This window comes from Collinsella sp. TF12-2AT (assembly GCF_003436735.1).
In the GTDB taxonomy this organism is placed as follows: Bacteria; Actinomycetota; Coriobacteriia; order Coriobacteriales; family Coriobacteriaceae; genus Collinsella.
On the sequence record NZ_QSQK01000011.1, the window covers coordinates 63,382 to 89,630 of the forward strand.

17 protein-coding genes are annotated in these 26,249 nt (G+C 60.4%); 5 read left to right on the forward strand and 12 right to left on the reverse strand.

Annotation, left to right across the window (positions count from 1 at the left end):
• Positions 1-22: 22 nt before the first annotated feature.
• The 6 genes from dnaE to DXD24_RS08005 form a co-directional block, all read right to left on the reverse strand.
• A complete protein-coding gene (gene dnaE / locus DXD24_RS07980; RefSeq protein ID WP_117646505.1) occupies positions 23-3,826 on the reverse strand; it encodes a DNA polymerase III subunit alpha in 3,804 nt (1,267 codons plus the stop codon).
• A gap of 240 nt (positions 3,827-4,066) precedes the next feature.
• Complete coding sequence (locus DXD24_RS07985) at positions 4,067-5,266, reverse strand: MFS transporter (protein ID WP_117646506.1); 1,200 nt, start codon at positions 5,264-5,266, stop codon at positions 4,067-4,069.
• A 103-nt stretch (positions 5,267-5,369) separates the two neighbouring features.
• Positions 5,370-5,879 carry a DUF3284 domain-containing protein gene (locus tag DXD24_RS07990; protein WP_117646507.1) on the reverse strand — a complete coding sequence of 170 codons (510 nt, stop codon included), beginning with the start codon at positions 5,877-5,879 and terminating at the stop codon, positions 5,370-5,372.
• Between the two features lie 136 nt (positions 5,880-6,015).
• Complete coding sequence (locus tag DXD24_RS07995) at positions 6,016-9,651, reverse strand: UvrD-helicase domain-containing protein (RefSeq protein WP_117646508.1); 3,636 nt, start codon at positions 9,649-9,651, stop codon at positions 6,016-6,018.
• 3 nt (positions 9,652-9,654) lie between these two features.
• Positions 9,655-12,807, reverse strand: a complete 3,153-nt coding sequence (locus DXD24_RS08000) for a PD-(D/E)XK nuclease family protein (RefSeq protein WP_117646509.1) — start codon at positions 12,805-12,807, stop codon at positions 9,655-9,657.
• A gap of 221 nt (positions 12,808-13,028) precedes the next feature.
• Positions 13,029-13,328, reverse strand: a complete 300-nt coding sequence (locus DXD24_RS08005) for a YerC/YecD family TrpR-related protein (protein WP_022094855.1) — start codon at positions 13,326-13,328, stop codon at positions 13,029-13,031.
• A gap of 324 nt (positions 13,329-13,652) precedes the next feature.
• Between DXD24_RS08005 and DXD24_RS08010 the strand changes: the two genes are divergently transcribed.
• The gene (locus tag DXD24_RS08010) at positions 13,653-14,018 is read left to right on the forward strand and encodes a phage holin family protein (protein ID WP_055250947.1); all 366 of its coding nucleotides are present in this window, start codon (positions 13,653-13,655) and stop codon (positions 14,016-14,018) included.
• 140 nt (positions 14,019-14,158) lie between these two features.
• Here DXD24_RS08010 and DXD24_RS08015 read toward each other — a convergent pair whose 3' ends face one another.
• Complete coding sequence (locus DXD24_RS08015) at positions 14,159-14,587, reverse strand: Rrf2 family transcriptional regulator (RefSeq protein WP_089572175.1); 429 nt, start codon at positions 14,585-14,587, stop codon at positions 14,159-14,161.
• A gap of 251 nt (positions 14,588-14,838) precedes the next feature.
• On the opposite strand from DXD24_RS08015, the gene cysK reads away from it, so the two are divergent.
• Complete coding sequence (gene cysK, locus DXD24_RS08020; protein WP_055250951.1) at positions 14,839-15,777, forward strand: cysteine synthase A; 939 nt, start codon at positions 14,839-14,841, stop codon at positions 15,775-15,777.
• A gap of 181 nt (positions 15,778-15,958) precedes the next feature.
• Positions 15,959-17,059 (forward strand): tRNA 2-thiouridine(34) synthase MnmA, encoded by a 1,101-nt coding sequence (gene mnmA, locus DXD24_RS08025; protein ID WP_199407994.1) that lies wholly within the window; start codon positions 15,959-15,961, stop codon positions 17,057-17,059.
• 8 nt (positions 17,060-17,067) lie between these two features.
• Here mnmA and DXD24_RS08030 read toward each other — a convergent pair whose 3' ends face one another.
• The 3 genes from DXD24_RS08030 to fucO form a co-directional block, all read right to left on the reverse strand.
• Positions 17,068-18,441: a DNA-binding protein gene (locus tag DXD24_RS08030; RefSeq protein WP_117646510.1), complete on the reverse strand. Its 1,374-nt coding sequence runs from the start codon at positions 18,439-18,441 to the stop codon at positions 17,068-17,070.
• Positions 18,442-18,603: 162 nt separating this feature from the next.
• Positions 18,604-19,623: a M42 family metallopeptidase gene (locus tag DXD24_RS08035; RefSeq protein WP_117646512.1), complete on the reverse strand. Its 1,020-nt coding sequence runs from the start codon at positions 19,621-19,623 to the stop codon at positions 18,604-18,606.
• Between the two features lie 264 nt (positions 19,624-19,887).
• Positions 19,888-21,054 (reverse strand): lactaldehyde reductase, encoded by a 1,167-nt coding sequence (gene fucO / locus DXD24_RS08040; protein ID WP_022094861.1) that lies wholly within the window; start codon positions 21,052-21,054, stop codon positions 19,888-19,890.
• Positions 21,055-21,469: 415 nt separating this feature from the next.
• Here fucO and DXD24_RS08045 point away from each other — a divergent pair, with 415 nt between their 5' ends.
• Positions 21,470-22,006 (forward strand): hypothetical protein, encoded by a 537-nt coding sequence (locus DXD24_RS08045; protein WP_117639794.1) that lies wholly within the window; start codon positions 21,470-21,472, stop codon positions 22,004-22,006.
• Positions 22,007-22,127: 121 nt separating this feature from the next.
• Here the strand turns inward: DXD24_RS08045 and DXD24_RS08050 are convergent, their stop codons facing one another.
• Positions 22,128-22,844, reverse strand: coding sequence for a YoaK family protein (locus DXD24_RS08050; protein WP_089572184.1), 717 nt, complete (start codon positions 22,842-22,844; stop codon positions 22,128-22,130).
• Positions 22,845-23,111: 267 nt separating this feature from the next.
• On the opposite strand from DXD24_RS08050, the gene DXD24_RS08055 reads away from it, so the two are divergent.
• On the forward strand, positions 23,112-25,253 hold the full coding sequence (locus DXD24_RS08055; RefSeq protein ID WP_233502363.1) for a YgiQ family radical SAM protein: 2,142 nt from the start codon (positions 23,112-23,114) through the stop codon (positions 25,251-25,253).
• Here the strand turns inward: DXD24_RS08055 and DXD24_RS08060 are convergent.
• Positions 25,250-26,161 (reverse strand): CPBP family intramembrane glutamic endopeptidase, encoded by a 912-nt coding sequence (locus DXD24_RS08060; RefSeq protein WP_118449910.1) that lies wholly within the window; start codon positions 26,159-26,161, stop codon positions 25,250-25,252. The two genes, DXD24_RS08055 and DXD24_RS08060, sit on opposite strands and share 4 nt — an antisense overlap.
• Positions 26,162-26,249 lie beyond the last annotated feature (88 nt).

Below are 26,249 nucleotides of genomic sequence, written 5' to 3' on the forward strand. Positions count from 1 at the left end.
CTCCAATCTCACCCGGGGTAGCTTAGATCACCGTCACGCGGCCCTGGTTACCCACAATGGCCTTGGCCTCGGCCAGCAGCGGAATCGAACGCGCGTTGACCTTGGCAGGTACCTCGGCACGCAGCACGCGCCCGTCCACCTGCTCGATAAAGATCTCCACGCGGTCGCCGCCCGGGTTGGCGGTGAGCACCGTGGCGAGACGCGCCATATTGCCCTGGCTAAAGCGGCTGTTGGGCACCATGACCTCAAACACCTTGGGCTTGTTGCTCTCCTCGTTGAGCTCAAGCGGCACGATCTCCTGCGCGATGATCTGATCGCCGCGGTCCGAGCGCTCGAGCTTGCCCTTAATGCGCACAAACGCGTCGGACAGCTGCGCGCCGGTCTCGGGATCGACCTCGCCGTACAGGTACCCCTCGGCCTCCTTGTAGGTCTTGGGGAACACCACGACCGTGGCCTCGCCTTCCATGTCCTCGAGCTGCACAATACCCATGGGGTCGCCGTTTTTGGTCACGCGCTTGGACACGCTCGAGACCATGCCGGCCCACCACAGCGCCTTGCCCTCGGGAATCTCCTGGTTGATGGTACCGCCCGTGGGGTTTTGTACCTCGTAGCCGGTATCGATCTGCGAGAACGAGAAGTCGCGTGCCTTGGCTAGTGCATACTCAAACGGGCGCAGCGGGTGGTCCGAGACATAGATGCCCAGAACCTCCTTCTCCTGGCTCAGCTTAAGATGGCGGTCCCACTCCTGGCCATCCGGATCGGGCACGCTCACCTCAAAGCCCGAGCCCTCAACATCGCCGAACATGTCGAAGAACGACGTCTGGCCGCTCGCACGATCCTTCTGGCGCTTCACAGCGGCATCGATGATGTTCTCGGGGTTGTTCTTATCCACAAAGTGCATCATCTGGCGACGCGGATACCCCGTGGAGTCGAAGGCACCTGCCTTGATGAGCGATTCGATCACGCGACGGTTAGCCTGGCTCGAGTCCACGCGCTCGACAAAGTCGTGCAGCGTCTTAAACGGGCCGCCCGCCTCGCGCTCGGCGATAATCGCCTGCGCCACGCCGGTGCCCACGCCGCGGATGCCGGCCAGACCAAAGCGCACGCCCTCCTTGGTAGCCGTGAACTCGGTACCGGACTCGTTGACATCTGGCGACAGCACGGGGATGCCGTCGTGACGGCACGCCGAGACGTAGTGAACGATCTTGTCGGTCTTACCCGTGTAGGACGTCAGAACGGCCGCCATGTACTCGTGCGGATAGTGCGCCTTGAGCCACGCCGTCTGCATAACCAGGATGGCGTAGCCGGCGGAGTGCGACTTGTTGAAGGCGTAAGATGCGAACTCGAGAACATCGTCCCAAATCTTCTGGGCGACCTCGCGCGTGTAGTTGTTCTTGATAGCGCCGTTCATCCAGTGGTCGTAGGTGGTCTCGTCCGAGCCATCCTCCCAGTGCAGCACCGTCGACGTGAGCAGCTTGATCTTTTTCTTAGCCACGGGTTTACGGATACGCGAGTCCGATTCGCCCTTGGAGAAGCCGCACATCTCGACGGAGATGAGCATAACCTGCTCCTGGTAGACCATGGTGCCGTAGGTTTCGCCCAGGATGTCGTCCAGGCGGTCGTCGTAGGAAACCGCCGGTTCCTTGCCGTTCATACGGTTGATGTAGGACGAGACCATGCCGGCGCCCAGCGGGCCCGGGCGGTACAGAGCGATCAATGCCACGACGTGCTTGTACTCGGTGGGCTTCATGTTCTTGATCGTGGCCGTCATGCCGGCGGACTCGACCTGAAAGACGCCGGCGGTGTGGCCGGAACCCATGAGCTTAAAGATCTCGGGGTCGTCAAAGGGAATCTCTTCCTCTTTGATGTCGATGCCGAAGTTCTTCTTGATGTTTGCCTTTGCCTTGGAGATAACAGTCAGCGTGCGCAGGCCCAAGAAGTCCATCTTGAGCAGGCCCATGTCGGCAACGGTATGGCCCTCGTACTGGGTAATCTCGACGCCGCCCTTGGTGTCGAGCTTGGTGGGCACGTGCTCGTTGACGGGGTCGCGGCAGATCAGAACGGCGCACGCGTGCACGCCCTCGCCACGGGTGAGGCCCTCGATTGAGAGCGCCGTGTCGATGATGCGGCGGGCGTCGTCGTCCTTTTTATATGCCTCGGCAAAATCGGGGTTAAACAGGTCCTCTTTGCCGGGTTGCTTTTCGAGCACCTGCTTGAGCTTGACCTTGGGGTCGCTCGAGACCATCTTGGACAGACGCTGGCCCATGTAGACCGGGTAGTCCAGGACGCGCGCGGCGTCGTTGATGGCCTGCTTGGCCTTAATGGTCGAGTAGGTGATGACGTGGGTGACCTTCTCGGGGCCGTAGAGCTGGCGAACGTGCTCCACGACCTCGAGGCGCCGCTCATCGTCGAAGTCCATATCGATATCGGGCATCTCGGTACGCTGCGGGGACAGGAACCTCTCGAACATCAGGCCGTTCTCGAGCGGATCGAACGCGGTGATGTTCATGGCGTAGGCGACGATAGCGCCGGCAGCCGAGCCACGGCCGGGGCCGACGCCAATGCCGTTGTCCTTGGCCCATTGCACGTACTCGGCAACAATCAAAAAGTAGGCGGCAAAGCCCTTGTCGCAGATGACTTTGTATTCGTACTCAAAGCGCTCTTTGATGTTGACGCCACCGATCTCGCGCGTGGCCCAGTCGTCACCGTAGTGCTGGCGCAGGCCCTTCTCGCACTCGCGGCGGAACTGACTCTCGTGCGTCTCGCCGGGGTCGAGCAACGGGAAGCGCGGCAGGATGATGGAGTCCCAGTCCAGCTCGACGTAGCACTTGTCGGCGATCTCGAGCGTGTTGTCGCAGGCCTCGGGGCAATACGGGAACATCGCCCGCATCTCCTCCTCGGTCTTCATGTAAAACTCCGAGCCAGTCATGCGCATGCGGTTGGGGTCGTCGACCTTGGCGTTCATGCCGATGCACATGATGACGTCCTGCACGGGAGCGTCCTCGCGGCGCAGGTAGTGGAAGTCGTTGGTGGCGATGACCTTGACGCCTACCTGCTTGGCGATGTCGATGAGCGTGCGGTCCATCTGCTCATCGGTCAGGCCGTTGTCGGTGGTGATGCCGTGTTCCTGGATCTCGATATAAAAGTCGCCAGGTTCGAAGGTATCACGGAAGGTCTCGGCCCACTTGATGGCGCCCTCCATGTCACCGCGGTCGATGTATTTGGGAATGATGCCCGCGATGCAGGCGCTGGTGCAGATCATGCCCTTGGCGTGGCGGCGCAGGTTGTCGAGCGTCACGCGGGGCTTGTAGTAAAAGCCCTGCACGGCTGCCTCGGAGACCGTCTGCATCAGGTTGACGTAGCCCTCCTGGTCCTTGGCCAGAAGGATCATGTGGTAGAGCTCGGGCTTATGGTCGCGGGCAAGGGTCTCGTCCGGCGTAAAGTAGACCTCGCAGCCAAAGATGGGCTTGATGACCAGGGGCGGCTTGAGCTCGTCGATGTTGCCCTTCTCGTCCCACATGGCCATGTCCTTCACATACTGGGTATGCTCGCGCGGGTTTTCCTCGGGATCGGGCTCCACCAGCTCGTCGCGGCGATCCTTTTCCAAAAAGGCCTTGTCGTGACTCCAGGTTTTGTACTCAGGCGTGTTGTGGTTGACGGCGTCGCAGGCCAGCGCCAGGTCGGGCACGCCATACATGTAGCCGTGGTCGGTAATGGCGACGGCGGGCATGCCCAGCTCTACGGCGCGATTGACCATATCCTGGATACGGGTTGCGCCGTCGAGCATGGAGAAAACGGTGTGGTTGTGCAGATGGACGAATGCCATGTGATGAGCTCCGATGCGGGTTCGTGTTCTGACTGAACGATTTTACCGCACGGCGCGGATAGCACCCGAACCTAGCCAAACCAACACGGGCAGTCTTTTTGGGACCTTCAAAAAGGGGAATGAGGGCATCCAGATATATCGAGTATTACTGGAACCCCGGCGATGCGCGGAATGATTTGTGACGAATAGTCATGTCCATCAAGAAGGCTCGACGCTTCGGATAGCTCGTCAATCGATATATCAATTCTTGGAGACCTGTATTCCAACCATTTTTAATGAAACAACGGCGGTAATTGCTATCGCGATTGCACCAATAATACCGAGCGCTATCTGAATGGGATATAACCCCAACACATGTCCAAATATGGAGAAAAACACTGCAGAAAAGAGAGCCCTTACCAGAGACGCGACGGAAAGGATCGTCGCGCGGAGATCGTCCGCTATCGCGTCTTGGATTAAGTTTTCCGAAGTGATGTACACCACTTCTGGGAGAAAACAAAGCACCATGCTAAGGCCAAACAAACACAGCGGATTTGAAGCGAACCACGGAAGAATCATGAAAAGGCCAGCCTCGATTAGCATCGAGCCGAGCATGGTATTTCTTTTCCCGAAACGCAATGAGAATAAATCTGCTGCAATGTAGGCCGTCGCATTTACTGCATAGGATGCACCGAAAAAGATTCCTATTATGGAGACGGGAGCATCAAATGCGTCGAATACCAACTGATTCAAGTTGTAATAACTCCCATAGAATCCATCGAGCATGCTTGTGCCGATTAGAAGAAGCAATACCGCAAAAGCGGATTCTCCAACACGCCAGGTTTCGCGTCTGAACATCTTGGCCGCGTCAAACCTTCCCTTTTCAGAGCTTTCAGAACAGGTCGCTTCCGTCCTCTCAATGGGATACAGAAGGAAAAGCTGCAGGAGATAGAAAACGGAAACGCATACGTAGAGGGCACTCCAAGATACTTGGGCAATGAATGATCCAAGTACGATTGCCACTCCCGTCGCGATTGATTGCGCGGCAAGCAGCCGAGCGTTGATGGTGAGGAAGCGCTCTCCTTGACCGGCATTTCGGGCAATTTCATATAAAAGTGCTTGTTCGGATCCCGATTGAAGGGAGTAGGCGAGTGCCTCAACAAGGGAAAGCGCGACGAGAAAGGGGCCTGAGAGTAACAGTATGCCAGCCGTATGGAAGAAAAGAAGCAGAACGCCCACTTGAATCGAGAACTTCTTTCCAAAGAAATCGCCTACCAGCCCTGTTGGCAGCTCGAGGACGACCGTTGCAATGTTGTACAGGGCTTGATAAAGCGCGATTTCCGTGACAGACATTCCTTTATCCGCAAGGAAAAGTAGAAACACTCCCCGATTTAAAACAAATCCCGCGAGAACGAAAAAGGCGGAATAGATGTGCAGTTGCGTAGCGGCATTCTTATTCATTTGGCACTTCCATCAACTAATTTTGCCGGGCCGCTCGCTACTGACTCGAAGCCTGAAGTGTTCACAGTTGATGTGAAGAGCGGTAAAGCTTTTGCACAGGGTATCAATGGAATACATCCGAAGCGTTTTCGGCAGTATCATCGGCGAAGGCGGGATTAGCCTTTACGCGGCGCTCACCCTCGATGTATTTGACGATTTGATCAATCGTCTGGTTGGCGTGGCTCTTGAGCTTGCGCTCGTAGAAGAAGAGGCCGAGCTTGCCGCGCATGCCAGACGTGTTGCCACCCGCACCCTGAAAATCCTCGGTATAGGTGAGCTCGCAAGCACCATCGCCAGCAGGTGCAGCCTCATAGCGCATGGTATTGATGCCCGCCGCATACTGAAAACGGACCTCATAGAGGCACGGGTAGTCAAAGTGCTTGATCTTAACCTTGATCGCCGTGCCCTTGGTCTTGCCTTTTGCGGACTGAGCGCGCTTCTCGTACTTATAGCCGTTGAGCTTATTGCGGCTAGGACGTTTGCCCGTGGCGTTCTCGATATCCTGCATGATGGACCCCGCCAGAGCGGCAAAAAGCTCCTCCGGCGTCACCTCAAGCGTTTTGGTGAGCTGCATGATAGCTCCTTATTCGTTTGAACCGTTCGAGCTATTGTACCGTCCCAGACTCTCCCATGCGTTGCGGTGCCATTTGGACGATTGAGGGCCTTACGGCCGCAAAACCAACCAAATAGCACCATAAAGCCTGAGGTGGCTAGAGGCTGTAGGTGACCACCTGAGGCTCGCACGAGTTGGCGGGGTCGACTTGCTCCACGCGGACGAACTTGACGGTCACGGCCTCAAAGCCCGCCTTGTGCAACACGTCGGCGTAGACGCGCGCCTGCAGGGTGTGCTTCTCCTGCAGCTGGTCCGGCGTCTCATCCGGCGTGCCACCCGTCTTGTAATCGATGACCAGTGCGCGCGACGGATCGGCCGGGTCGGTTGCCAAGGCATCGATAGCGCCCTCGGCATAGGCGCCGTAGCGGGCGATGTCCTCGTCCTCGCAGCCCAGCGAAAAGAACGGCACCTCGGCACGGATACACGGCCACGCGAGCAGCTCGGCACGAACAGCCGACTTGAGCCAGCGGTCCAGGGCAACGTCGAAGCGTTCGCGCTGCTCCGGCGTCAGGCACCACAGGCGCGCCAGCGCATCGGCACGCTCAGCGGGCAGCGCATCGGCACCCATCTCGATGAGCCACTGGCAGGCGGCGTGGAAGGCCGAGCCCAGCGCCATGGGATTGCCGGCGGGCTCAACGGCGGCCACGTCCGCATCCGTCATCTCGGAACCATCCGACTCTGCATCATCGCCTGCCTCGTCCATGGGAACACGAGTCTCGGCGGCACGGTCTTCCGTCTCGGCATGGAGTACCGCGGCGATTGACGAGTAGCTATACGAGTCACGCATCGGATACGGACAGATGCCCATGCACACGCCCACCGCCTGGGGATACACGAGCTCAAACGCATCGGGCTCGGGGTCGGCAGGACCGGGGACGATTGTACTGGCCGAATCGTCGGCAGTATCTGTATCGACATCGCCGCGAACAAGCCTGCCCTCGGCATCCAGTGAAGCGTTAGCCTCAAACGCCTGCTCGCCAAACGTAAAGTCCGCCAGCGAGATGAGCTCGTAGTCGCCCGGCTTGGAGTTGTCGAACACCAAACGGTCGCTATCGAGCTGCGGCATGTCCAGACTGTCGGTCGGCAAAATACGGCGCAGCACGTCATAGGTCAGATCGGTCTCGACGTCGAAGGTCGGCGCGCACAGCTTGCCACGGCTCACGCCGGCATCCATCGCCAAGATCACCAGCTCGCGCGCACGCGTCATGGCAACATAGAGCAAGCGGGCCCGCTCCTCGAGCGAAAGCTGCAGGTCATCGTTGCGCAGGCGAGCAAATGCCTCGGCGGGAGAACCCGTCGCACAGACGTCCTCCATGAGCTCCGGCGGCAGCCACAGCGACGTGCCCTTGCCCTTAAACGCATGCTCAAACTGCTTTTTAACGTCGTCGCCCTTCACAAAGGTTCCGTCGGCGAGCTTAACGCCGTCGAAGCGTGCCGGCAGTGCCACGACCTGCGCTCCGCCCTCGACGCGACCCATCTGTACCGCACCCGAGGACTTGCGCACGCCAAAGCACTCGGCGACCGCCACGACCGGATATTCCAGGCCCTTGGAGGCGTGCACCGTCATGATGCGTACCGCGCCGTCACCCTCCTCGTTGAGCGCGCCCGGGGCTTCCTTGCCCGCCAGGAAGCGGTCAAAGGCCAGCGCAATGGAGCGCGGCGAGTTACCGAACTCGGCCTCGGCCTCAACCACAGCATCAAGCGCCTTGAGCACGTTGGCGGCGATGGCCTTGCCCTCGGGGCCACGCTGTGCCAGACGCACAAACCAACCGGAGGCGTTGACCACGTCGCGCGCGATGGCAGCGAACGAATCGCGGCCCACGCGACGAAGCGCATACCGCAGCACCTCGCGGGCGCGCGTCACGAGCGGCAAGTCTTGCAAACCCGGCACGTCGAAATCGCTCATGATGCCCGCGTCGATGTTGCGGCGCGAGGTCTCCCCCGTCTCGCTATCGAGCTTGGTCGCCAGCGCCAGGAACTCCTGGGCGCCGAGCGCAAACATCGGCGAGGCGAGCAGCGGCATAAGGCCCTGCGCCGTATCGGCCGGGTTGGCGAGCGCGCAGACTAGGGCGCGCACCGTCTGCACCTCGGCTGCCTGGGCAAAGACCGAGCCACCCGCGATCACGCAGTCGAGCCCCTGGTCGCGGAAAGCCTGGGCATAAACGTCGGCGTTTGTCATGCGGCCCAGCAGCAGCACCATGCCGCCCTGGGGCTGGCCGGCATCGGCAAGCGCGCGGAACCGCTCCGCGATCGCGCGGGCCTTGGCCTGTGTGCGCTCCTGCGTACTGTCGCCGGCAACAAAGAGCGCCTGGCGACGCGAGGCGTCCGCTACCAGCGTGTCCTTGCGGCCGTCGCTCGCCTCAAGATCCAAAAAGCCCTGCATGAGGCCGCCGTCATCGCCGTCGAAGACGCGTGCCACGTAACGCAGCACCTCGTCATGGCTGCGGAAGTTGCGCACGAGCTTGACGAGCTCGCCGGCGGGGACATCGGCAGCAGCGCCAGCGACGGCCGCCGCCTCGGCCGTCCCCGAGGCGTCCACTTTGCGCTCCTGGCGGCGGAAGACCTCGACCTCGGCGCCGCGGAAACGATAGATCGACTGCTGTGCATCGCCCACGGTACACAGCGCACGCTCGCCCGCGCCGGTCAGGTAACGGATCAGGTCGACCTGCATCTGGTCGGTATCCTGAAACTCATCGATCATGACCATCTTAAAGCGGCCCTCGTATGCCTCTCGGATGGCCGGGTAATCGCGCAGGGCCTCGTAGGCCATGCGCAGCAGGTCGTTGTTGTCGAGGGCAGACTGGGCAGCCTTGAGCGCGCGGTACTCAGCCTCTACAGAGCGGGCCAAGCCCACCAGCGCATCGAGCGCCGGACCGCCGCAGGCAAGCACGATATTGATAAACGCATCGGCAGCCTCGGCCTTGAGCAGCTCGACCTGCTCCTTGGGGAACGCCTTGCTCGCGCGCGGCATGGTGCACGACATCATGAGTCGTGCCGCATCGTCCATGGTCTTGCCGCTCGCCTCGAACGCGTCGATGGCATCGAGCGCCATCTGCGCTTTCTCGGTCGCGGCCTTGCTCGCACCCAACGCCGCGCGATAGGCGTCGGCAAGCGCAGAGGTGTCGGCCTGGCCGCGCGCCACGCACACATCGTCCATGCCGCCCGGCAGCTGGCTCGATAGCTCCAGCAGGTCGCGCACCAGACCTTTGATGGTGGTACCGGCGCCAAACGGCCCGCCCTCGCCCGCCATGGGATACCAAGCGTAGAGGGCCTTAAGCGAGGCGGCGAGCTCAGGCGCGGCATCGGGCGCCGTCGCGCGCCCCAGCACATGCTCGACAGCCTGATCCATAAGCTCATCGGTATCGGTGAGCACCGTGAATTCGGGATCGATGCCCAGCTCCAGCGCGTGCGTGCGCAGGATACGCGAGCACATACCGTGAATGGTCGAAATCCAAGCGTCGTCGACGGTCAGGGCCTCTTCGTCCATACCCTCTTCGATAAGCGCGCGGCGCACACGGTCGCGAATCTCGGCCGCGGCGTCTTTGGTAAAGGTAATGGCGAGCACCTGGTCCAGGTGCTCGACAAACGGACCGGATTCGGGCGAGAGCGCGTAGACGATGCGGCGCGTGAGGGTAAAGGTCTTGCCCGAGCCGGCGCCCGCCGAGACAAACAGCGGACGGTCGAGCGTTTTGACGATCTGCAGCTGTTGCGGCATCAAAGTCGAAAGATCCATGGTCTACACGTCCCTCCTTACAAACGTTCCTTCGTGGTTATACGAGCAGCGCGCATGCGCGGCCTGAGCCGACGTCGGGTCGACGGCGGCAACGTTGCCCGCCTCGAGCTCGCGCAGACGCTCGGCAATGCCGGTCTCCACGCGATCGAGCAGCGCATCGAAGTCCATGTTGCCGCCCTCGCCGGGAAAGCCCTTCTTAAGGCCTGGGATGCGGCCGTCGCCGCGCTCTTCCTCAAGCAACTCGGCGCTCGCCGCACCGCGCAGCGCGGGCTTGCCGCCCTTGGTCGAAAAATAGAGTGCGGCGCGGGTATCCAGATCCAGAGCCCGGCGCATGGCCTGCGCGTAGATGAGTGTCTGAGTATGGGGCGGCAACCAGCGCGGGTCGTCGATGGGGGCCTCGCCCGACTCCTCGTCGCGCACCGTGGGATCGGCGAGCTTAAACTCCTCGACACCCGAACGATGCTTGTAGTCGATTACCACGGCGCGATTCTCGGCATCCACATCCACGCGGTCGATGCGCCCGCCGAGCGGCCAGCCGGCATACTCGACCTGGAGCTCGTTGAACGCAAACTCCAGGTAGCGCGGCGCGAAGGGCGCGAGCGCCTCGGACTCGTAGGCAAGCACACCCTCCAGCTGCGGCAAAATCTCGGCCACCTGGCGCTCCTCCACTGGAGAGAGCGGCACCAGCGGGCCCTCGGTACCGCGCTTGCCGGCGTGCTCGGCCAGGGTCTCGGCAAAGACCTCGTGCAGCAGTTCCTTCGCGCGCGGCAGGTTCATGGGCGTCACGCGCTCCATGCCCTCCTGGGGCAGACGGGCATGCAAGTGCTCCAGCATGTCATGGACAAAGTTGCCCTTCTCCATGTTGCCAAAGCCCGCATCGATGGACTGAGGTTTGACGCGATACGAGACGAACCAGCATAACGGGCAGGCGGAATAGGCCTCGATCTGCGAGGCGGACGTCAGGCGCGGCACGAGTGGCGCGTCCTCGCCCTCGCCATCGCGACGACGCAGGACCAAATACGGCACGGCCTCGGCACTCAGATGCTGAGGGGCTTCACAGGCCACGCGCTCGCGCTTGAGACCTTCGCCCGCCGCGGGATCGAAGTCCCTTACGATATCACCCTCACCCACGCACTTCGCCTTGTCGGCGCCAGCGGTCTTAGCGTCGTCAGCTGCTTTAGCAGCTTCAGCGGCCTCGGCAGCGCCAGCGGCCTCGGCATGCGCCCGCAACTCAGTCCACACGGCAGCCGGGTAGCACTCGCGCGCCTGGCGATCGTGCGTCACGCGGGCAAGCGTAACCGGACCGCGCGCGGCCTGCATCGCGCGACCAAAGCGTACGCGCAACAAGGCGGCAGGCTCAAGCGTCACACCGCTGCGATCTAACTCTGCCGTCAGCGTGGCCAGCGGGCCCTCCTCATGTGAGAGCGGATAACTGTCCAGGTCGACGTCGGCAAACAGCACGGCATCGTAGCTATCGGGGCGCAGGCCTGCCGCATCGGCAAGCGATGCAAAGCGCACTTGGGCGCGCGGCGCGCGGTCGACCTCGTAGGTCTCGCAATCGTAGGCGGCGCTACGCTTGTCCACCTTGGTTCGAATGTCATCGAGCACGGGCACGGTCGCGGCCTGCGACACGTCGAGCGCACGGGCGCCATTCATAAGGATGTCGATGACGTGGCGCAGCAGGGCCACCTCCGCCTGGCGACGAGCCTGACCGTCGAGACCGCCAAGTGCGCGATCGGGCAGCGCCTCGGCAACGGCAAGCATGGCCTTGAGCGCCGTCACGGGTTTGTCGCGCCACAGCGCCTGGAACACGTCCGAGATCACGCACGGCACGTTCTTAAACCAGTTCTCGTCGCTCGCCGCTTTACGCGCGCCCTTCACCTGGCCCTGCACGCTCTGCAGCAGGCTCTTGACGCCCGCAGTGGTCTTGCTGCGCGACAGTCGCATATTCTTGTCGAACGTGCGCGCGCTGGCGGCGTCGGCACCCGAAAGCGGGCTGTAAATCCAGTCGGTAAGCTCCGGAGCGGGCCACCACTCAGTCTTAGAAGCTGCCCCTTCGTCGGCGGCCTTCATACGCTCGATCAGGTTGGCGAGCGCCGTGAACTGCCTGCCCGCAATGGATTGGGAAAACGCCGTGAACTCGGCCGTCTCGGCAGCAACGTGGCGCGCCGCCAAACGAGCGGCAAGCTCGCCGAACAGCTGGGGTGCCCGGGCAGAAACAACGAGCACGCGTACGGGGTCGACGGGTGCGGAGGCGGCATCGTTGACCTTGGACTCCTTGCGCGCTTTCACCATCTTATCGATGACGTCCGCATAGACACGGGCACGGGCATGGGGCCCGGCGACTTCCACAAAGGCAGGACGTACGACGGACTTTGGAGCAATCGCGGGAGCGCCGGCATCCTCGTCCAGCGGCGCGATCTCAAACAGCACACCGCGGACATCAAATGCCGCGGCAAGCTCCTCACGCATCGCCGCTTGCTCGCGGGCGAGCAGCACGACAACCTCTCCCCCGTTGTTTGCCACGGCGGACAGCAGCTCGAGCAGGCTATACGTAAATGACGTGACGCCGCGCACGCAAACGGCACGGGTGCACCCCGGCAGGTTATCGGCCAGGGCACCGGCCATCATGTCAGCCGCCTCGCAAGGCTCGACCATGTCTCGGCGGTCCAAACCGCTCGCATAGGCGCACAGAAGCTCGAACACACGGGCCTCGGCGTCGCTCTTGGGCTTTGGCTGGCAAACGTCGCCGCGGCAGCGTTCGTCGCCCGCCCCCGCCACGCCCGGCAACACATCGCGGGCCATACGCGCAAGCATGCGCACCGTGCCCTGACTGCGCGAGAGCGGCTGCAGGTCGGCGTCGTCGAGGCGCGCTACCATGTCCGAAAACAGCATCTGGCGCTGCAGGTTGTCGACGAAACCGCGCCCGTCGCCCAAAAGCTCCCAAAGCGAGCGAAGCCACGATGTAGGCGTCTTGTAGTCAATACCCAGCGAAACGCCGGCTTCCGCCGCATCATGACGGCACAGGTCGAGCTCAGCAAACGTTGGCGCCAGCAGCACGGCACGCCCGTGGCGGGCAATAAGGTCGGCAAGCAGCGCCGCCTCGGCATCGCTCAAATCCGCGCCGGCGTTGGTGGTATAGATTCGAACAGGCATGGTCCTCCACTCAAACCGTTCGCAATATTCAATGTTTCCATCCTACCCGCCCGCGCGGACAGATTTGCCCCACGCCAACAGATTTGACCCCTTGGAGACGGAGGAAAATGGATCACCGAGGAGGTCAGTCTAACCCAGCGATCCGTTTTCCTCCGTCCCCAAAGGATCAAAAAACCGCCCCCGAAGGGACGGTTCTGCGCAATTCGTTTGTTGCCGCTGGCCTACTCGCCATCCTCCAGTTTGATGAGGATCTTGCGATAGCCGCCGTACTCGCCGTTGAGTGCCTTTGAAACGCGGCTCACCGTAGTGGACGAAGCGCCGGTGCGGGCCTGAACCTCAACATAAGGCTCGCCCTCATCCAGATAACGCGCAACCTGCAGACGCTGCGAAAGATCGCAGATCTCGCGCGGCGTGCAGATATCGGTCAAAAACGCTTGGATATCCTTCTCGTCATCCAAAAGACTAAATGCGTGGACCAGCTGCTTGACATCAGGCTTGTCAAACATGTTCTCGATATTCATCGATCACCGCCAAACCCGCCAAAAGGCATCGAAGTTGATACTGACATCGGGCATCGTTCGCCCGTTCTATGCAATAGGGCAACGCCTGTGGCTTTTGCCCGTAGCAGTGTAGCACACCACCAAACTAAAGCGACAAGACTCTCTGCCAGCGGCGCGTTTTTCAGGACGAACGCCGTTTTGAAACCGAATGCGCACGTAAGCTCCACGAATATCTGAGACAATGGGCGGCCGAACAAGGCGGCACACCCGAGCGGCCGTCCAAGCTGCCGCAGCAAACCGCTTCACGCGACACCGACGCACCCTGCGCAAGAAAGGATTCACACCATGCGCTTTATGCTTAACTGGCTCTTTACCTCGATCGCCATCGCGATTGCCACGTTCCTCGTCCCCGGCATCCAGCCCTTCGGTTTTGCCGAGGCCTGGGTCTGTTTCGCCTTCGTGGGACTGTTCCTGAACATCGTCGATTCGCTCGTCAAGCCGTTCCTGACGGTTATCTCGCTGCCGCTCACGATCATTACGCTGGGTATTTTTCAGCTCGTAGTCAACAGCTTTATGCTCGAGCTGGCCAGCTATCTGTCGGTCAATCTGCTGGGCGCGGGTATCTCCATCGCCAGCTTTGGATCGGCCTTTATGGGCAGCATCCTGGTGTCCATCATGCGCAGCATCCTCGACAGCATCGCCGAGGGCTAAAACGGCCATTCCGGCCGCGCCCGTCTCAACAGCCCAAAACGAAGGCCGCCCATCGCAAAAATGGGCGGCCTTCTTATTTGCCAAGTCTCAAAGGGCGAGAGAATCTGCCATTTCCACCCCGTCCCCAAATGGCAGGTGGGCTAGATCACGTAGTCGTAGCCTTCGTTGGGAGCGACAAGTTGATCAAGCGTCACACCGTCGAGGTAGTCGTTGATGAGCTTGTCCAGGTTCTTCCACACGTCGAGCGTGGGGCACTCGTCAGAGCGCGAACAACCCTTGCAGTCGCCATCCAGGCAGGCGACCGGCGCCAGGCTGCCCTCGGTCAGGCGCAAGATCTCGCCCACCGTGTACTGCTCGGGCGGGCGCGTGAGCACATAGCCGCCGCCCTTGCCGCGCATGCCCGAGAGCATGTTGGCGCGCACGAGCGTAGCCAGAATATTCTCGAGGTACTTCTCCGAAATCCCCTGGCGCGCCGCGATCTCTTTGAGCGGGATGCGACCGGCCGCCTGATGCTCGGCCAGGTCGACCATAACGCGCAGGGCATATCTGCCCTTTGTGGAAACCAACATATATATAGCTGCCTTTCGGTCTTTTAATTCGTAGAAATTCTAGCCGAAAAATTGGTTTTGAAAATACCTATTCCCGTCAAGATGGTTAATCGACTCGTAATAATCTTCTATTTCCTATTGCGTTACTAGGCTTTACTGTCTACTATGCTTGCCAACAGCAAAACGAACAACCTATAAGGTTTGTGGGTTTCGCTGCTACACACCGTAAAACCACACGGTATCCAGTCATTTGAACACTTTGGAGGTTCACCATGAGCAATGTTTACACGTCCATCGATCAGCTTATCGGCCACACCCCGCTTCTGGAGCTCACCCACTTTGAGGCCGACGAGGACCTCAAGGCCCGCGTGCTCGTCAAACTGGAATACTTCAACCCCGCCGGATCCGTTAAAGACCGCGTCGCCAAAAACATGATTGACGAGGCCGAGAAGGCCGGCAAGCTCGTGCGTGGCGGCGACTACACCATCATCGAGCCCACGAGCGGCAACACCGGCGTCGGCATCGCTTCGGTGGCGGCGGCCCGCGGCTACAAGGTGATCATCACCATGCCCGAGACCATGTCCGTCGAGCGCCGCAAGCTTATGCAGGCATACGGCGCACAGCTCGTGCTCACCGACGGCTCCAAAGGCATGAAGGGCGCCATCGCCAAGGCCGAGGAGCTGCAGAAGGAGACCCCCAACAGCATCATCGCCGGCCAGTTTGTGAACCCCGCGAACCCGGCCATTCACAAAGCCACGACCGGCCCCGAGATCTGGGACGACACCGACGGCAAGGTCGACATCTTCGTCGCCGGCGTCGGCACCGGCGGCACCGTGACCGGCGTGGGCGAGTTCCTCAAGGAGCAAAACCCCGAGATTCAGGTCGTCGCCGTCGAGCCCGCCACCTCCCCGGTGCTCTCTAAGGGCCAGGCCGGCCCGCACAAGATCCAGGGTATCGGTGCCGGCTTTGTGCCCGACGTCCTCGACACCCAGGTCTACGACGAGATCATCCCCGTCGAGAACGACGACGCCTTTGCCACCGGCCGCGCCGTGGGCCACAAGGAGGGCGTGCTCGTGGGCATTTCGTCCGGCGCCGCCGTGTGGGCCGCGCTGCAGCTGGCCAAGCGCCCCGAGAACGAGGGCAAGACCATCGTGGCGCTGCTCGCCGACACCGGCGAGCGCTACCTGTCCACGGCACTCTTCCAGGACTAGAGCTTCTCGTTCTTAGAACGAGTCCAAGGCACGCCGGTCTCCCCTCTCTTCTGGCAGTCTGAGCTCATCCCAACAGGGTGTCCCACATGACGCCCGAACTTGCTACAATGTCTGCGGCGCGGAACCAGCCTCCCGCGCCGCTTTTCTTTTTTGGCCATATGCCACCAAGGAGAACCTTCCCATGCACAACAAGCGCGTGCTCGTCGCCATGAGCGGCGGCGTCGATTCCAGCGTGACCGCGTATCTGCTCAAAAGCCAGGGCTACGAATGCGTCGGCGCTACCATGCGCCTCACCTGCCCCGCGCCCGACCCCGCAACAGGCATGAGTAAGGTCGACCGCGATATCGCCGATGCAAAGGCCGTCGCCGAGCGCCTGGGGATACCCCACCATGTGCTCGACCTGCAGCAGACCTTCGACCGCAATGTTATCGAGCGCTTCGTGACCGCCTATCAGGAGGGGCTGACACCCAATCCGTGCATTATCTGCAACCGCCACATTAAGTTTGGCGCGCTGCTCGATGCAGCGCTAGATATGGGCTGCGACTACATCGCAACGGGACATTACGCCAAAACAAGCCAGGCGGCAGACGGCACCTGGCAGCTACATCGCGGCGAAGATCCCAAAAAGGACCAGAGTTACTTTTTGTATTCGCTTACGCAGGAACGCCTGGCACACACGATCTTTCCGCTGGCAGGCCTAGACAAAGAGCGCGACGTGCGCCGCATAGCCGCCGAGCAGGGCTTTACCAACGCCAAGAAGGCCGAAAGCGAGGATATCTGTTTTATCCCGGACGGCGACTACGCGGGCTATATCGAGCGCCGCTGCGGACATGCCGTCGAGCCGGGCGACATCGTATGGCGCGACGGCAGCGTGGTCGGACGCCATAACGGCGCGCTGCGCTACACCATCGGTCAGCGCAAGGGTCTGGGCGTCGCGATGGCGCATCCCGTGTACGTAACGGGTGTCGATACCACCGACAACACCGTACATCTGGGTGAGGCAGAGGACCTGACGGCCACCGCGCTCACGGCCAACGACTGGATCTGGAGCGCCCCGGCCGAACGCATGGAGGCCGAGCTCGACGCCGGCGGCATTCGCGTGGGCGCCAAGTACCGCTACCGCCAAAAGGATCAGACGGCCACCCTCACGCGTGGCACCGATGGGCAAATGTTGCTGACCTTTGACGAGCCGCAGCGCGCCATCGCCCCCGGACAGGCCGTCGTCGTCTATCGGGGCGACATCGTCCTGGGCGGCGGCACCGTGACCGGCGCGCTTAAGTAGCCGCGGGTTTATCGCTGCACGTGTCGAAGTACCTCAACAGCGGCACCAACCTCGATTACGCGACGCTCAAGGCCGCGGTGAATGGCCTCGAGTCGACCCTCCGCCGTCGCCCGTTCGCTCTGCGAAAGAATCTCGATCGCCTCATCAACAAATCCGTTGAGCCGCGATGAATCGAACCAATCGAGTGAGTCCGCAAGCGCCAGCTGGACGGAAGGGTCGGGCCCAAACGGCTTAGCAGAAAACCCAAACTCCCCAGCTGCGAGCACGGCAGTTGGTACGTTGTACCACAGGCAGTTACCGCTATCGAACAGCGGAGCAGGTTTTATCTCCAGGGTGTCGACATTGCGGATGATGCCGAAGTTTCGCCAATGGCGGTCGCTGTTGGCCAAAAGGGCATCGCAGACAATCATCTGCGACATAGACCTTCTCACGGCGGCCTCGCCTGCTCCATGCTTACCAAGGAAGCGGCAGTACCGGTCGTATGTCGAGTTTCCCCGCTGGCTACCAAGTGCGCCCTTAACGTAAACAGCCGGAACATATTCCTCGCGGCCGTCAAGAAAATCCTCGCACAGGCACACGGGGCCATCGAACATCCGCTCAACCGCATAAGGAACAAACTCTCCCTCCGACAGCAAGCGACGATGTAGAGCCGTTGCAACCGCCTCGTTAAAGGGACGCTGATCGTCCATCCCACACCCTTTAGCCAAAACGCGGATGCCGTTTCGGATCATCCATGATTTAGGGAGCTCGCCCTCGGACGTGTTATCCGGATTTTTAAGACCGATGCCCTCCAGCCAACCCGAACGCTCTTCGGGCGCCGATCGCTCAAATTCGTTCTCAAAGTAATTGAGGTTTCGCCATTCGAGCCCGTCGCATTCTGCTGGCCGCAGCCAATAGCAATCCGAAAGCGAGAGGCCCAGGCACCGAACCGGCACCTCAACGCCGATGACAATCCCCAGCTCGCGGTAGCGCGAGATAAGCCCAGGGCGAACATCGGGCACCAACCGATGCCCCCACCACGCGTTGAGCTCCCGCTTATTCACCGTTAGAGAAGAGCTCGAGCATGTGCCAAACGGCATTCGTTGTGCATCGAGGACCTCGGCGATTTCGAAGGGAAACTCGCGCGTCGGATCAAACGAAACGCGCGCAACCTCGTAATCGGCGGACATCAGCGTAAACTTGCGTCCCACATCGGCCGCAGGACGGCGTCCACGTTTGCGGACCTTTTGATAAGCGAGCGCAGAATTGTACTCGACCATCTTCCGGCCGCCCACAATATCGCACACAAGCGTCCCCGATGCGGCAAGTTGCGATATGCGGGCTTTCGTAACGCCCAACAGGCGGGCGGCATCACCCATAGATAAGTACTCAGACGTGTCCATACACCGCATCACCTCGTTAAGTAATTTGCACGTTTAGTTAATAGATTACTTACATCATAATACTAAACGACCCAAAGCGAAAAAAGACCCGAGAAATCGGGCCTTAGCGATTGGTCAGCCGAATCGCAAGCTGCTCCCCTAGCGCTGTACCAAGCTGCTCCCCTAGCGCTGCACGTAGGCGCGGACCAGCTCGTAGGTATTGCGCACACCGTCGATGTGGCTGCGTTCGTAGTTGTGGCTCGCGTACACGCCGGGGCCGATCAGGCCATGGCGAATGTCGTAACCGGCCGAAAGCGTGGCCTCGACGTCCGAGCCGTAATGCGGGTACACATCGATGGCGTAATCGAGTTCAAGCTCGCGCGCGATGTTGGACAGCGTGGTTACCAGGTCGTAGTTGTACGGACCACCCGAATCCTTGGCGCAAATCGAAACCATGCGCTCGGTGCAGCCAAGGTCGTCGCCCACGCAGCCCATGTCCACGCTGATCATCTCGCGCGTGTCGGCCGGCACGAAGGCACCGCCGTGGCCGACCTCCTCGTACACCGTAAAGAGCAGCGATACCTTGCGCGAAAGCGTCACCTCGCCGCCAGCAACGGCGCGGGCCAAACCCAGCAGAATCGACGCGGACAGCTTGTCGTCCAAGAAGCGGCTCTTGATGTAGCCGCTCTCCGTCACCGTGGTACGCGGATCCATGGCGATGATGTCGCCGGTCTGAATACCCAGCTCGAGCACATCGTCCTTGCTGTCAACGTTCTCGTCGAGCAGGATTTCCATGTTCTTCTCGATGGTCTTGACCGGCTCATCGGCCACATGCGCCGAAGGCTCGGTATTGAGGACCACACCCGTGTACACATTGCCATCGCGCGTATAAACGGTGCAGTTCTCGCCATCGGCCGTAGACCACTGATGCCCGCCGAGCGTCGTGGGGCGCAGGCGACCATTGTCCTTAATGGAGCGCACCATAGCGCCCAGAGTATCGACATGGCTCGCCAACACGAGCGGCTCGCCCTCGCCGCCAAGTTCAACCAGCACGTTACCCTTATTAGAACGCTCAGGCCCAAAGCCCATATCGCGCAGGGTCTCCATTAGATAATCAGTCGCCGCACGGGTATAGCCCGTAGGCGAAGCAATCGAGGTAAGCGCCTTCAACTGCTCAGCAATATAGGAGAGCGTAGAATCCATCTGGGACACCAAAGTCACCCTTTCATATCGAATTAAACCCACAGCAACAATACCACCACGCACATTTATTTACCCAGAGAGACAACCCATCGAGCTCCCCAGAGCTGCGCCCGTCACGATAACGAGCCGGCAGGCCCCTGCCCGTTAGCCCCACAATCTTTCCGCAGGACGGAGGAAGCCCCCGCCGCACGAAGTGCGCAGCGGGGGCTTCCGACATGTCCGAGGACGATTCTGGGGCTAACGGGCGGGGCCCGCCGAACCAGGTTAAGCAGCCGGGCAGATCTTCTTGAAGAGCTCGATAACGTCGTCGAGCGTCGCCTCGCGCGGGTTACCCGGGAAGCAGGCGTCGGCCATGGCGTCCTTGGCCAGGACCTCGATCTCGTCGGCCTTCATGGCCTCGCAGACGTGCGGGATGTTCACGTCGGCAGAGAGCTGCTTAACGGCGGCGATGGCGGCGTCGGCGGCCTCGTCGGTGCTCATGCCCGTGGTGTCAACGCCCATGGCGACGGCGACCTTGGCCAGGCGCTCGGCGCAAACCGGCTTGTTGAACTCCATGGCGATCGGCAGCAGCATGGCGCAAGCGACGCCGTGCGGAGTGTCGTAGTGAGCGGACAGGGTGTGAGCCATGGCGTGGTCGATGCCCAGGCCAACGTTGGAGAAGCCCATGCCGGCGACATACTGACCAAGAGCCATGCCCTCGCGGCCGGAGCCGGGCTGGCCGGACTTGGCCTCGGCAACGGAGTCGCGCAGGTTCTCGCTGATCAGCTTAATAGCCTCAAAGTGGAACATGTCGGAGAGCTCCCAAGCGCCCTTGGTGGTGTAGCCCTCGATGGCGTGGGTCAGAGCGTCCATGCCAGTGGAAGCGGTCAGGCCGGCGGGCATGGAAGCCATCATGTCGGGGTCGACGACGGCGACCTCAGGGGCGTCGTTGGTGTCGACGCACACGAACTTGCGGACCTTCTCGGGGTCGGTGATGACGTAGTTGATGGTTACCTCGGCAGCGGTACCGGCGGTCGTCGGCACGGCGATGGTGAACACAGCGTGGTTCTTAGTCGGAGCAACGCCCTCGAGGCTGCGGACATCGGCGAACTCGGGGTTGTTGATGATGATGCCGATAGCCTTGGCGGTGTCCATGGAGGAGCCACCACCGATGGTCACGATAGCGTCAGCCTCGGCGGCCTTAAAGGCCTCGACGCCGTCCTTGACGTTCTGGATGGTGGGGTTGGGCTTAATCTCGGAGTAGAGGCTCCAAGCAATACCGGCGGCGTCGAGCTCGTCGGTTACCTTGGCGGTAACGCCAAACTTGACCAGGTCGGGGTCGGAGCAGACGAAGATCTTCTTGTAGCCACGACGCTGGAGCTCGCCGGGGATCTCCTTGATGGCGCCAGAACCATGATAAGAAATGGTGTTGAGAACGAAACGATTAGCCATTGATAGCCTCCCATCGTGTGCGGGGCGCCCATTACGCCCCACGCTATGTGTCCCATCCTAACGCTTTTGAAACAAAAAATGCATGAGAACGTCAAAAGTGTTAAAGCGTTTCAACATAATAACGGAGCCCCAGTCCTTCCCTCCCGACTGCAGCGAAGGCTAGATTATAGGAGCAATTGCCCAAAGAATACGACCAACTCAGTCTATAAATTGTTTCTGTTTTAGCAATATATGTTTGACAATACGTTTATAAAAGGATACTTTATAGTAATTAATATGCATGCAGCAAATAGTGTCATTCATTTTGTTAGAAATTGCCCATGCGGTTATTGCAGCTGCATGTACTGCAACATACAGCGTAATTCTCCGCACGAAGCAGAAGACGGTTCCAATTCGATCGAGGCGATGACGCGTGATGGCTACTGGTCCTAAATCGAGCAAGACGGCTACAAACGAATATCGAATCTCAATTGAAGGTAACCCTTATCCGCATGCTCTGGCTCTCGTCAACCCAGCGGGAGACAACCTCAACATCAAAAGACATGGGTTCACGGGTCCACTAGGACAGCTATTGAGTCTTAAATACACCGTTTATGACGATGCAAATGAAAAGCTCTTTACTGTCGTCGACGGTGGTTTTAGTAACATGCCCAGGGTTGCGCTCATCATCGAACACAAGGAAGTTGCGGTGTTCGATTATGGCCTAAACAGACTTGAGATGAAGTGCGTAACGAACATACCGAATTACACAATAAAAGGTAACTTCCTATTTGGAGATTACGATATATTCAGTCAACGGGAAGTGAAGCTATCTTCAGTTAACGTCCTTCAATGTGATAAACAATCGTGCTTTAACATACAGGTTTTGGATAAAGCCGAATTAGCCGCCGCAATTGGAATACCCACAGCCATTGCCCTTCTGAGGGCTCGGATTGAAGAGCATCTCGAATAAATTGCAAAAAGCAGTTCGTAACAACATTCAGGAGCTAGATAGTTTTTTCTGGCTCCTGAAGCTGTACTACATAGAGATGAAAAATAATGCGGCAAAGGGGCTGTCCCTTTGCCGCATTCGGTTACTTTCGGCAGCCCTCTTTCCAAGCCTCGGCCGCAACCTTCCAGCGAAAACGCAAGTCGCGCTCGCGGTCGATAAACATGATGGCAAACGCGACAAACAGCAGCACGCTCGCCACGACGATGGCGTGCAGGCCCATGCGCTCAATACACCAGTTGCCCAACACAGCGCCAAACACAAAGGTAAAGATCACGCCAAAGTACAGCAGGCCGTTTTCCAAAAAGCCACGCTTATGGGTAATGATGTAGTCGTCCACGTTTTGCAAGGCATTACGGAGGTTGCCGATACACATGGTCGTGGCGATGCCGTGACCGTGAATCTTGCGGAAGCTCTCGACCTGCATACCGCAGGCAAACGAGGTGAGGCAGTTGGCGAGCAGGTTGAAATCGCCACCGGGAATAAAACTCACGCCCAGCAAGATGACGGCTTCAAAGAACACCGTCACCTGACGCCAGTGGATCACGCTGCCAAACCGCTCGTGTACCAGGTCGGCAAGCATAATGCCCACAGCAAACGAAACCACAGGGAAGAAGTAACGCCCCGCAAGTGCCCAATTGCCCTCCGAGATGCTCACGCCAACGAGTAGGATGTTGCCTGTCTGCGCGTTGGCGAAAACATGATCGCGCCCAATGTACGAATACACGTCCATAAAGCCACCGGCGAGCGCCAGAATGATGCCCAGCTCGATGGACTCCGATATCTGCTTGGCACGCTGCATCGTCGTGCGGCCTCCTTGTTGACGACCCTCTCGTGCGTTGGCGGAGACATGGCCGCCGTTCATACTGTAACCCATTGACAACATGGCGTGCGCGCGAGACGGGCTCCCCAACGCGCAGATACACAGTCTGGAAACAAACGGCGGGCGCGGCGCCACACCCGCATCGACACGCCGATCCGCCAGCCCATGTACTCCACCAGTCTTTTTAGCCCCGTCCCAAAAAGACTGGTTACAATTACGTGCAGCATACAAACACCGGGAGGGATCGTGGCAAATAAGCCTCAGCACGCTCAGAACAACCAGCGCAGTCAGCAGGGCAAACAGGGCCAGCAGCAAAAGCGCGGCAGCAAGGCGCAGGGTGGGCACACCACTCATGCTCCAGCAGCGCCCTCACGCCCCTGGCGACCGGGCCGCGACAAGTTCCTCCCCGTCAGCCGCGCCGACATGGATGCGCGTGGCTGGGACCAGTGCGACTTCGTCTATATCTGCGGCGACGCCTATGTGGATCACCCCAGCTTTGGCATGGCCATCATCAGCCGCGTGCTCGATGCGCATGGCTACAAGGTGGGTATCATCTGCCAGCCCGACTGGACCGACCCCGCCAGCATCACGGTGCTCGGCGAGCCGCGCCTGGGCTTTCTCGTCAGCGCCGGCAACATGGACTCCATGGTCAACCACTATTCGGTGACCAAGCACCGCCGCCACACCGACGCCTATACCCCCGGCGGCGAGGAGGGGCGCCGTCCCAATCGTGCCGTCACGGTCTACGGCAACCTCATCCGTCAGACGTTTAAGGATACCCCCATCATCATCGGCGGCATCGAGGCAAGCCTGCGCCGCCTGGCCCACTACGACTACTGGCAGGACAAGCTCAAGCGCTCGGTACTGCTCGACTCGGGCGCCGACATCCTCATCTACGGCATGGGCGAGCACGCGATCGTCGAGATCGCCGACGCGCTCGATGCCGGGCTGCCCGTCGACCAGATTTCTTATATCAACGGCACCGTCTACCGCACCAACTCGCTCGACGAGGTCTACGACTACGACCTGCTGCCCAGCTGGGACGACCTTGCCGCCGACAAGCTCAACTACGCACGCAGCTTTAACGTGCAGCAGCAGAACATGGACCCCATCACCGGTCATCGCCTGGTAGAGCCCTACCCCAACAGCGTCTATGTGGTGCAAAACCCGCCGTCGGCGACGCTCACCACAGACGAGATGGACGAGGTGGCCGAGCTCCCCTACGCACGCGATTGGCATCCCGACTACGACGCAGCGGGCGGCGTGCCGGCCTTTGCCGAGATCAAGTTTTCCATTAGTTCCAACCGCGGCTGTTTTGGCGAGTGCTCGTTTTGCGCCCTCACCTTCCACCAGGGCCGCGTGTTGCAGATGCGCAGCCACGACTCGATCATGCGCGAGGCCGAGCTGCTCACGCGCGATCCCGAGTTTAAGGGCTATATCAACGACGTGGGCGGACCGACGGCAAACTTTAGCCGTCCCGCCTGCGACAAGCAGATCAAGCACGGCGTGTGCAAGAACAAGCGCTGCCTATGGCCGAGCGTGTGCAAGAACATGGTGGTCGACGAAAGCGGCTACACGCAGCTGTTGCGCGATCTGCGCCAGTTGCCGGGCGTCAAAAAGGTCTTCGTCCGCAGCGGCATCCGCTTTGACTACACCATGGCCGACGCCTCGGACGAGTTTTTGCGCGAGCTGTTGGAGCACCATGTCTCGGGCCAGCTACGCGTGGCACCCGAGCACGTGAGCGATGCGGTGCTCTCCGTAATGGGCAAACCGAGCCGCGCCGTCTACGATGCGTTCTGTCGTAAATTTGAACGCTTGAACCGCGAATACGGACTCAAGCAGTACGTGGTGCCGTATCTGATCTCGAGCCACCCCGGCTCGACGATGAAGGAAGCTGTGGACCTTGCCGAGGCCGTGCGCGACATGGGCTACATGCCCGAGCAGGTGCAGGACTTCTACCCCACCCCGTCCACCATGTCGACCTGCATGTACTACACCGGCGTGGACCCACGCACCATGCAGCCGATCTACGTGGCACGCGACCCGCACGAGAAGGCCATGCAGCGTGCGCTCATCCAATACCGCAAGCCCGAGAACTACAAGCTCGTACGCGAGGCACTGGAAAAGGCCGGCCGCCGCGATCTGATTGGCTACACCAAGCATTGCCTGATTCGCCCCGTGCCCCCGCGCCCGGGCGAGACGTCTGCTGGCGGGGGGCATGGCACCGGCAAGAAGGGCGGCAAGGCCCACGGTGGCGTTGGCGGCGCTGGCAAGGGACCCAAAGGCAGCAAGGGTCACGGCGGCATGTCGCGTGCGCAGAACACCGCAGGCCGCAACCGTGCAGCCCAGGGGCGCCAGGGCGCTAACGGAGGCGGACGCCGCAATTAGGGCAGCGATGCGCTCGCTGCGTCCATCCCACACGCTTGGCGCAGCGAGCGCATTGCCTCAACGAGGATGACGCCGGCGATAGCGACCGTGATTGCCACGTCGAGCGGCGTGTTCACAAACCACAACAGGCCCATGAGGTACGACCCGGCGTTAAAGGCAAAATGCAGCAGAATCGTATAGCGAAGCTTTCCGGTCGTAACGAGCACCCAGCCAAAGATGAGGCCGGCGGCGCCCGCGTAGCAACCCTGCACCCAATTCATGTGCATAAAACCGAAGATCGCCGCCTGCAGCACAATCGCCGCGGCGATGCCCCAGGTACTCGGGGCCGCCCAGGGCACTATGGCGCTGTCTTGCGCGTTCGCGCGACGCCGGCGCTTCCAAAGTGGGCGGCACTGCGGATTAAACGCTCGGAGCGAAAACTCAAAAATAATGCCGCGTACCAGCAGCTCTTCGCAAAATGGGGCGCCGAGCACCGTAGTCAGTACGGCGAGATAGCTGGTGTCGCCCATGCCCGTCTCCTCGACAAGCTCGCTGTAGTCGGCCGCAGCATCGGGCAACAGCGACAGCACGGCATCGGTCACGTAGCCAACGACCACCTGCAGGGCCAGGCCAATCACGATAACGCAGGCGATGCGCTTCCATGCCCCACGCGCTCCCCCGCCGAGCGGATGCTCGCTTTGCCGGCGTGCCATAAATGAACGCGGCCAAAGATAACGCCACCACAGCAGCGCCATCAAAAACGATGCCGTCTGCGCGACGGCCTGAAGCAATTGAATGTCGAGGTCATCGATCGAAAAACCCATGAACACCGATGCGACGCCAAGGGCGGAGAACAAAACGACGCTCAGGGCAATATCGGCAGCGACGACGCCAAAACAGGCAAGCGCCCAAATCATCGCATTGAGCATGCCAACCTCCTCAAAACCCGGCACTTAGGGACGTTCCTTAACTGCCGGCAGAGACGATATGAGCAGGACATAAAAACATTGAGAGCCC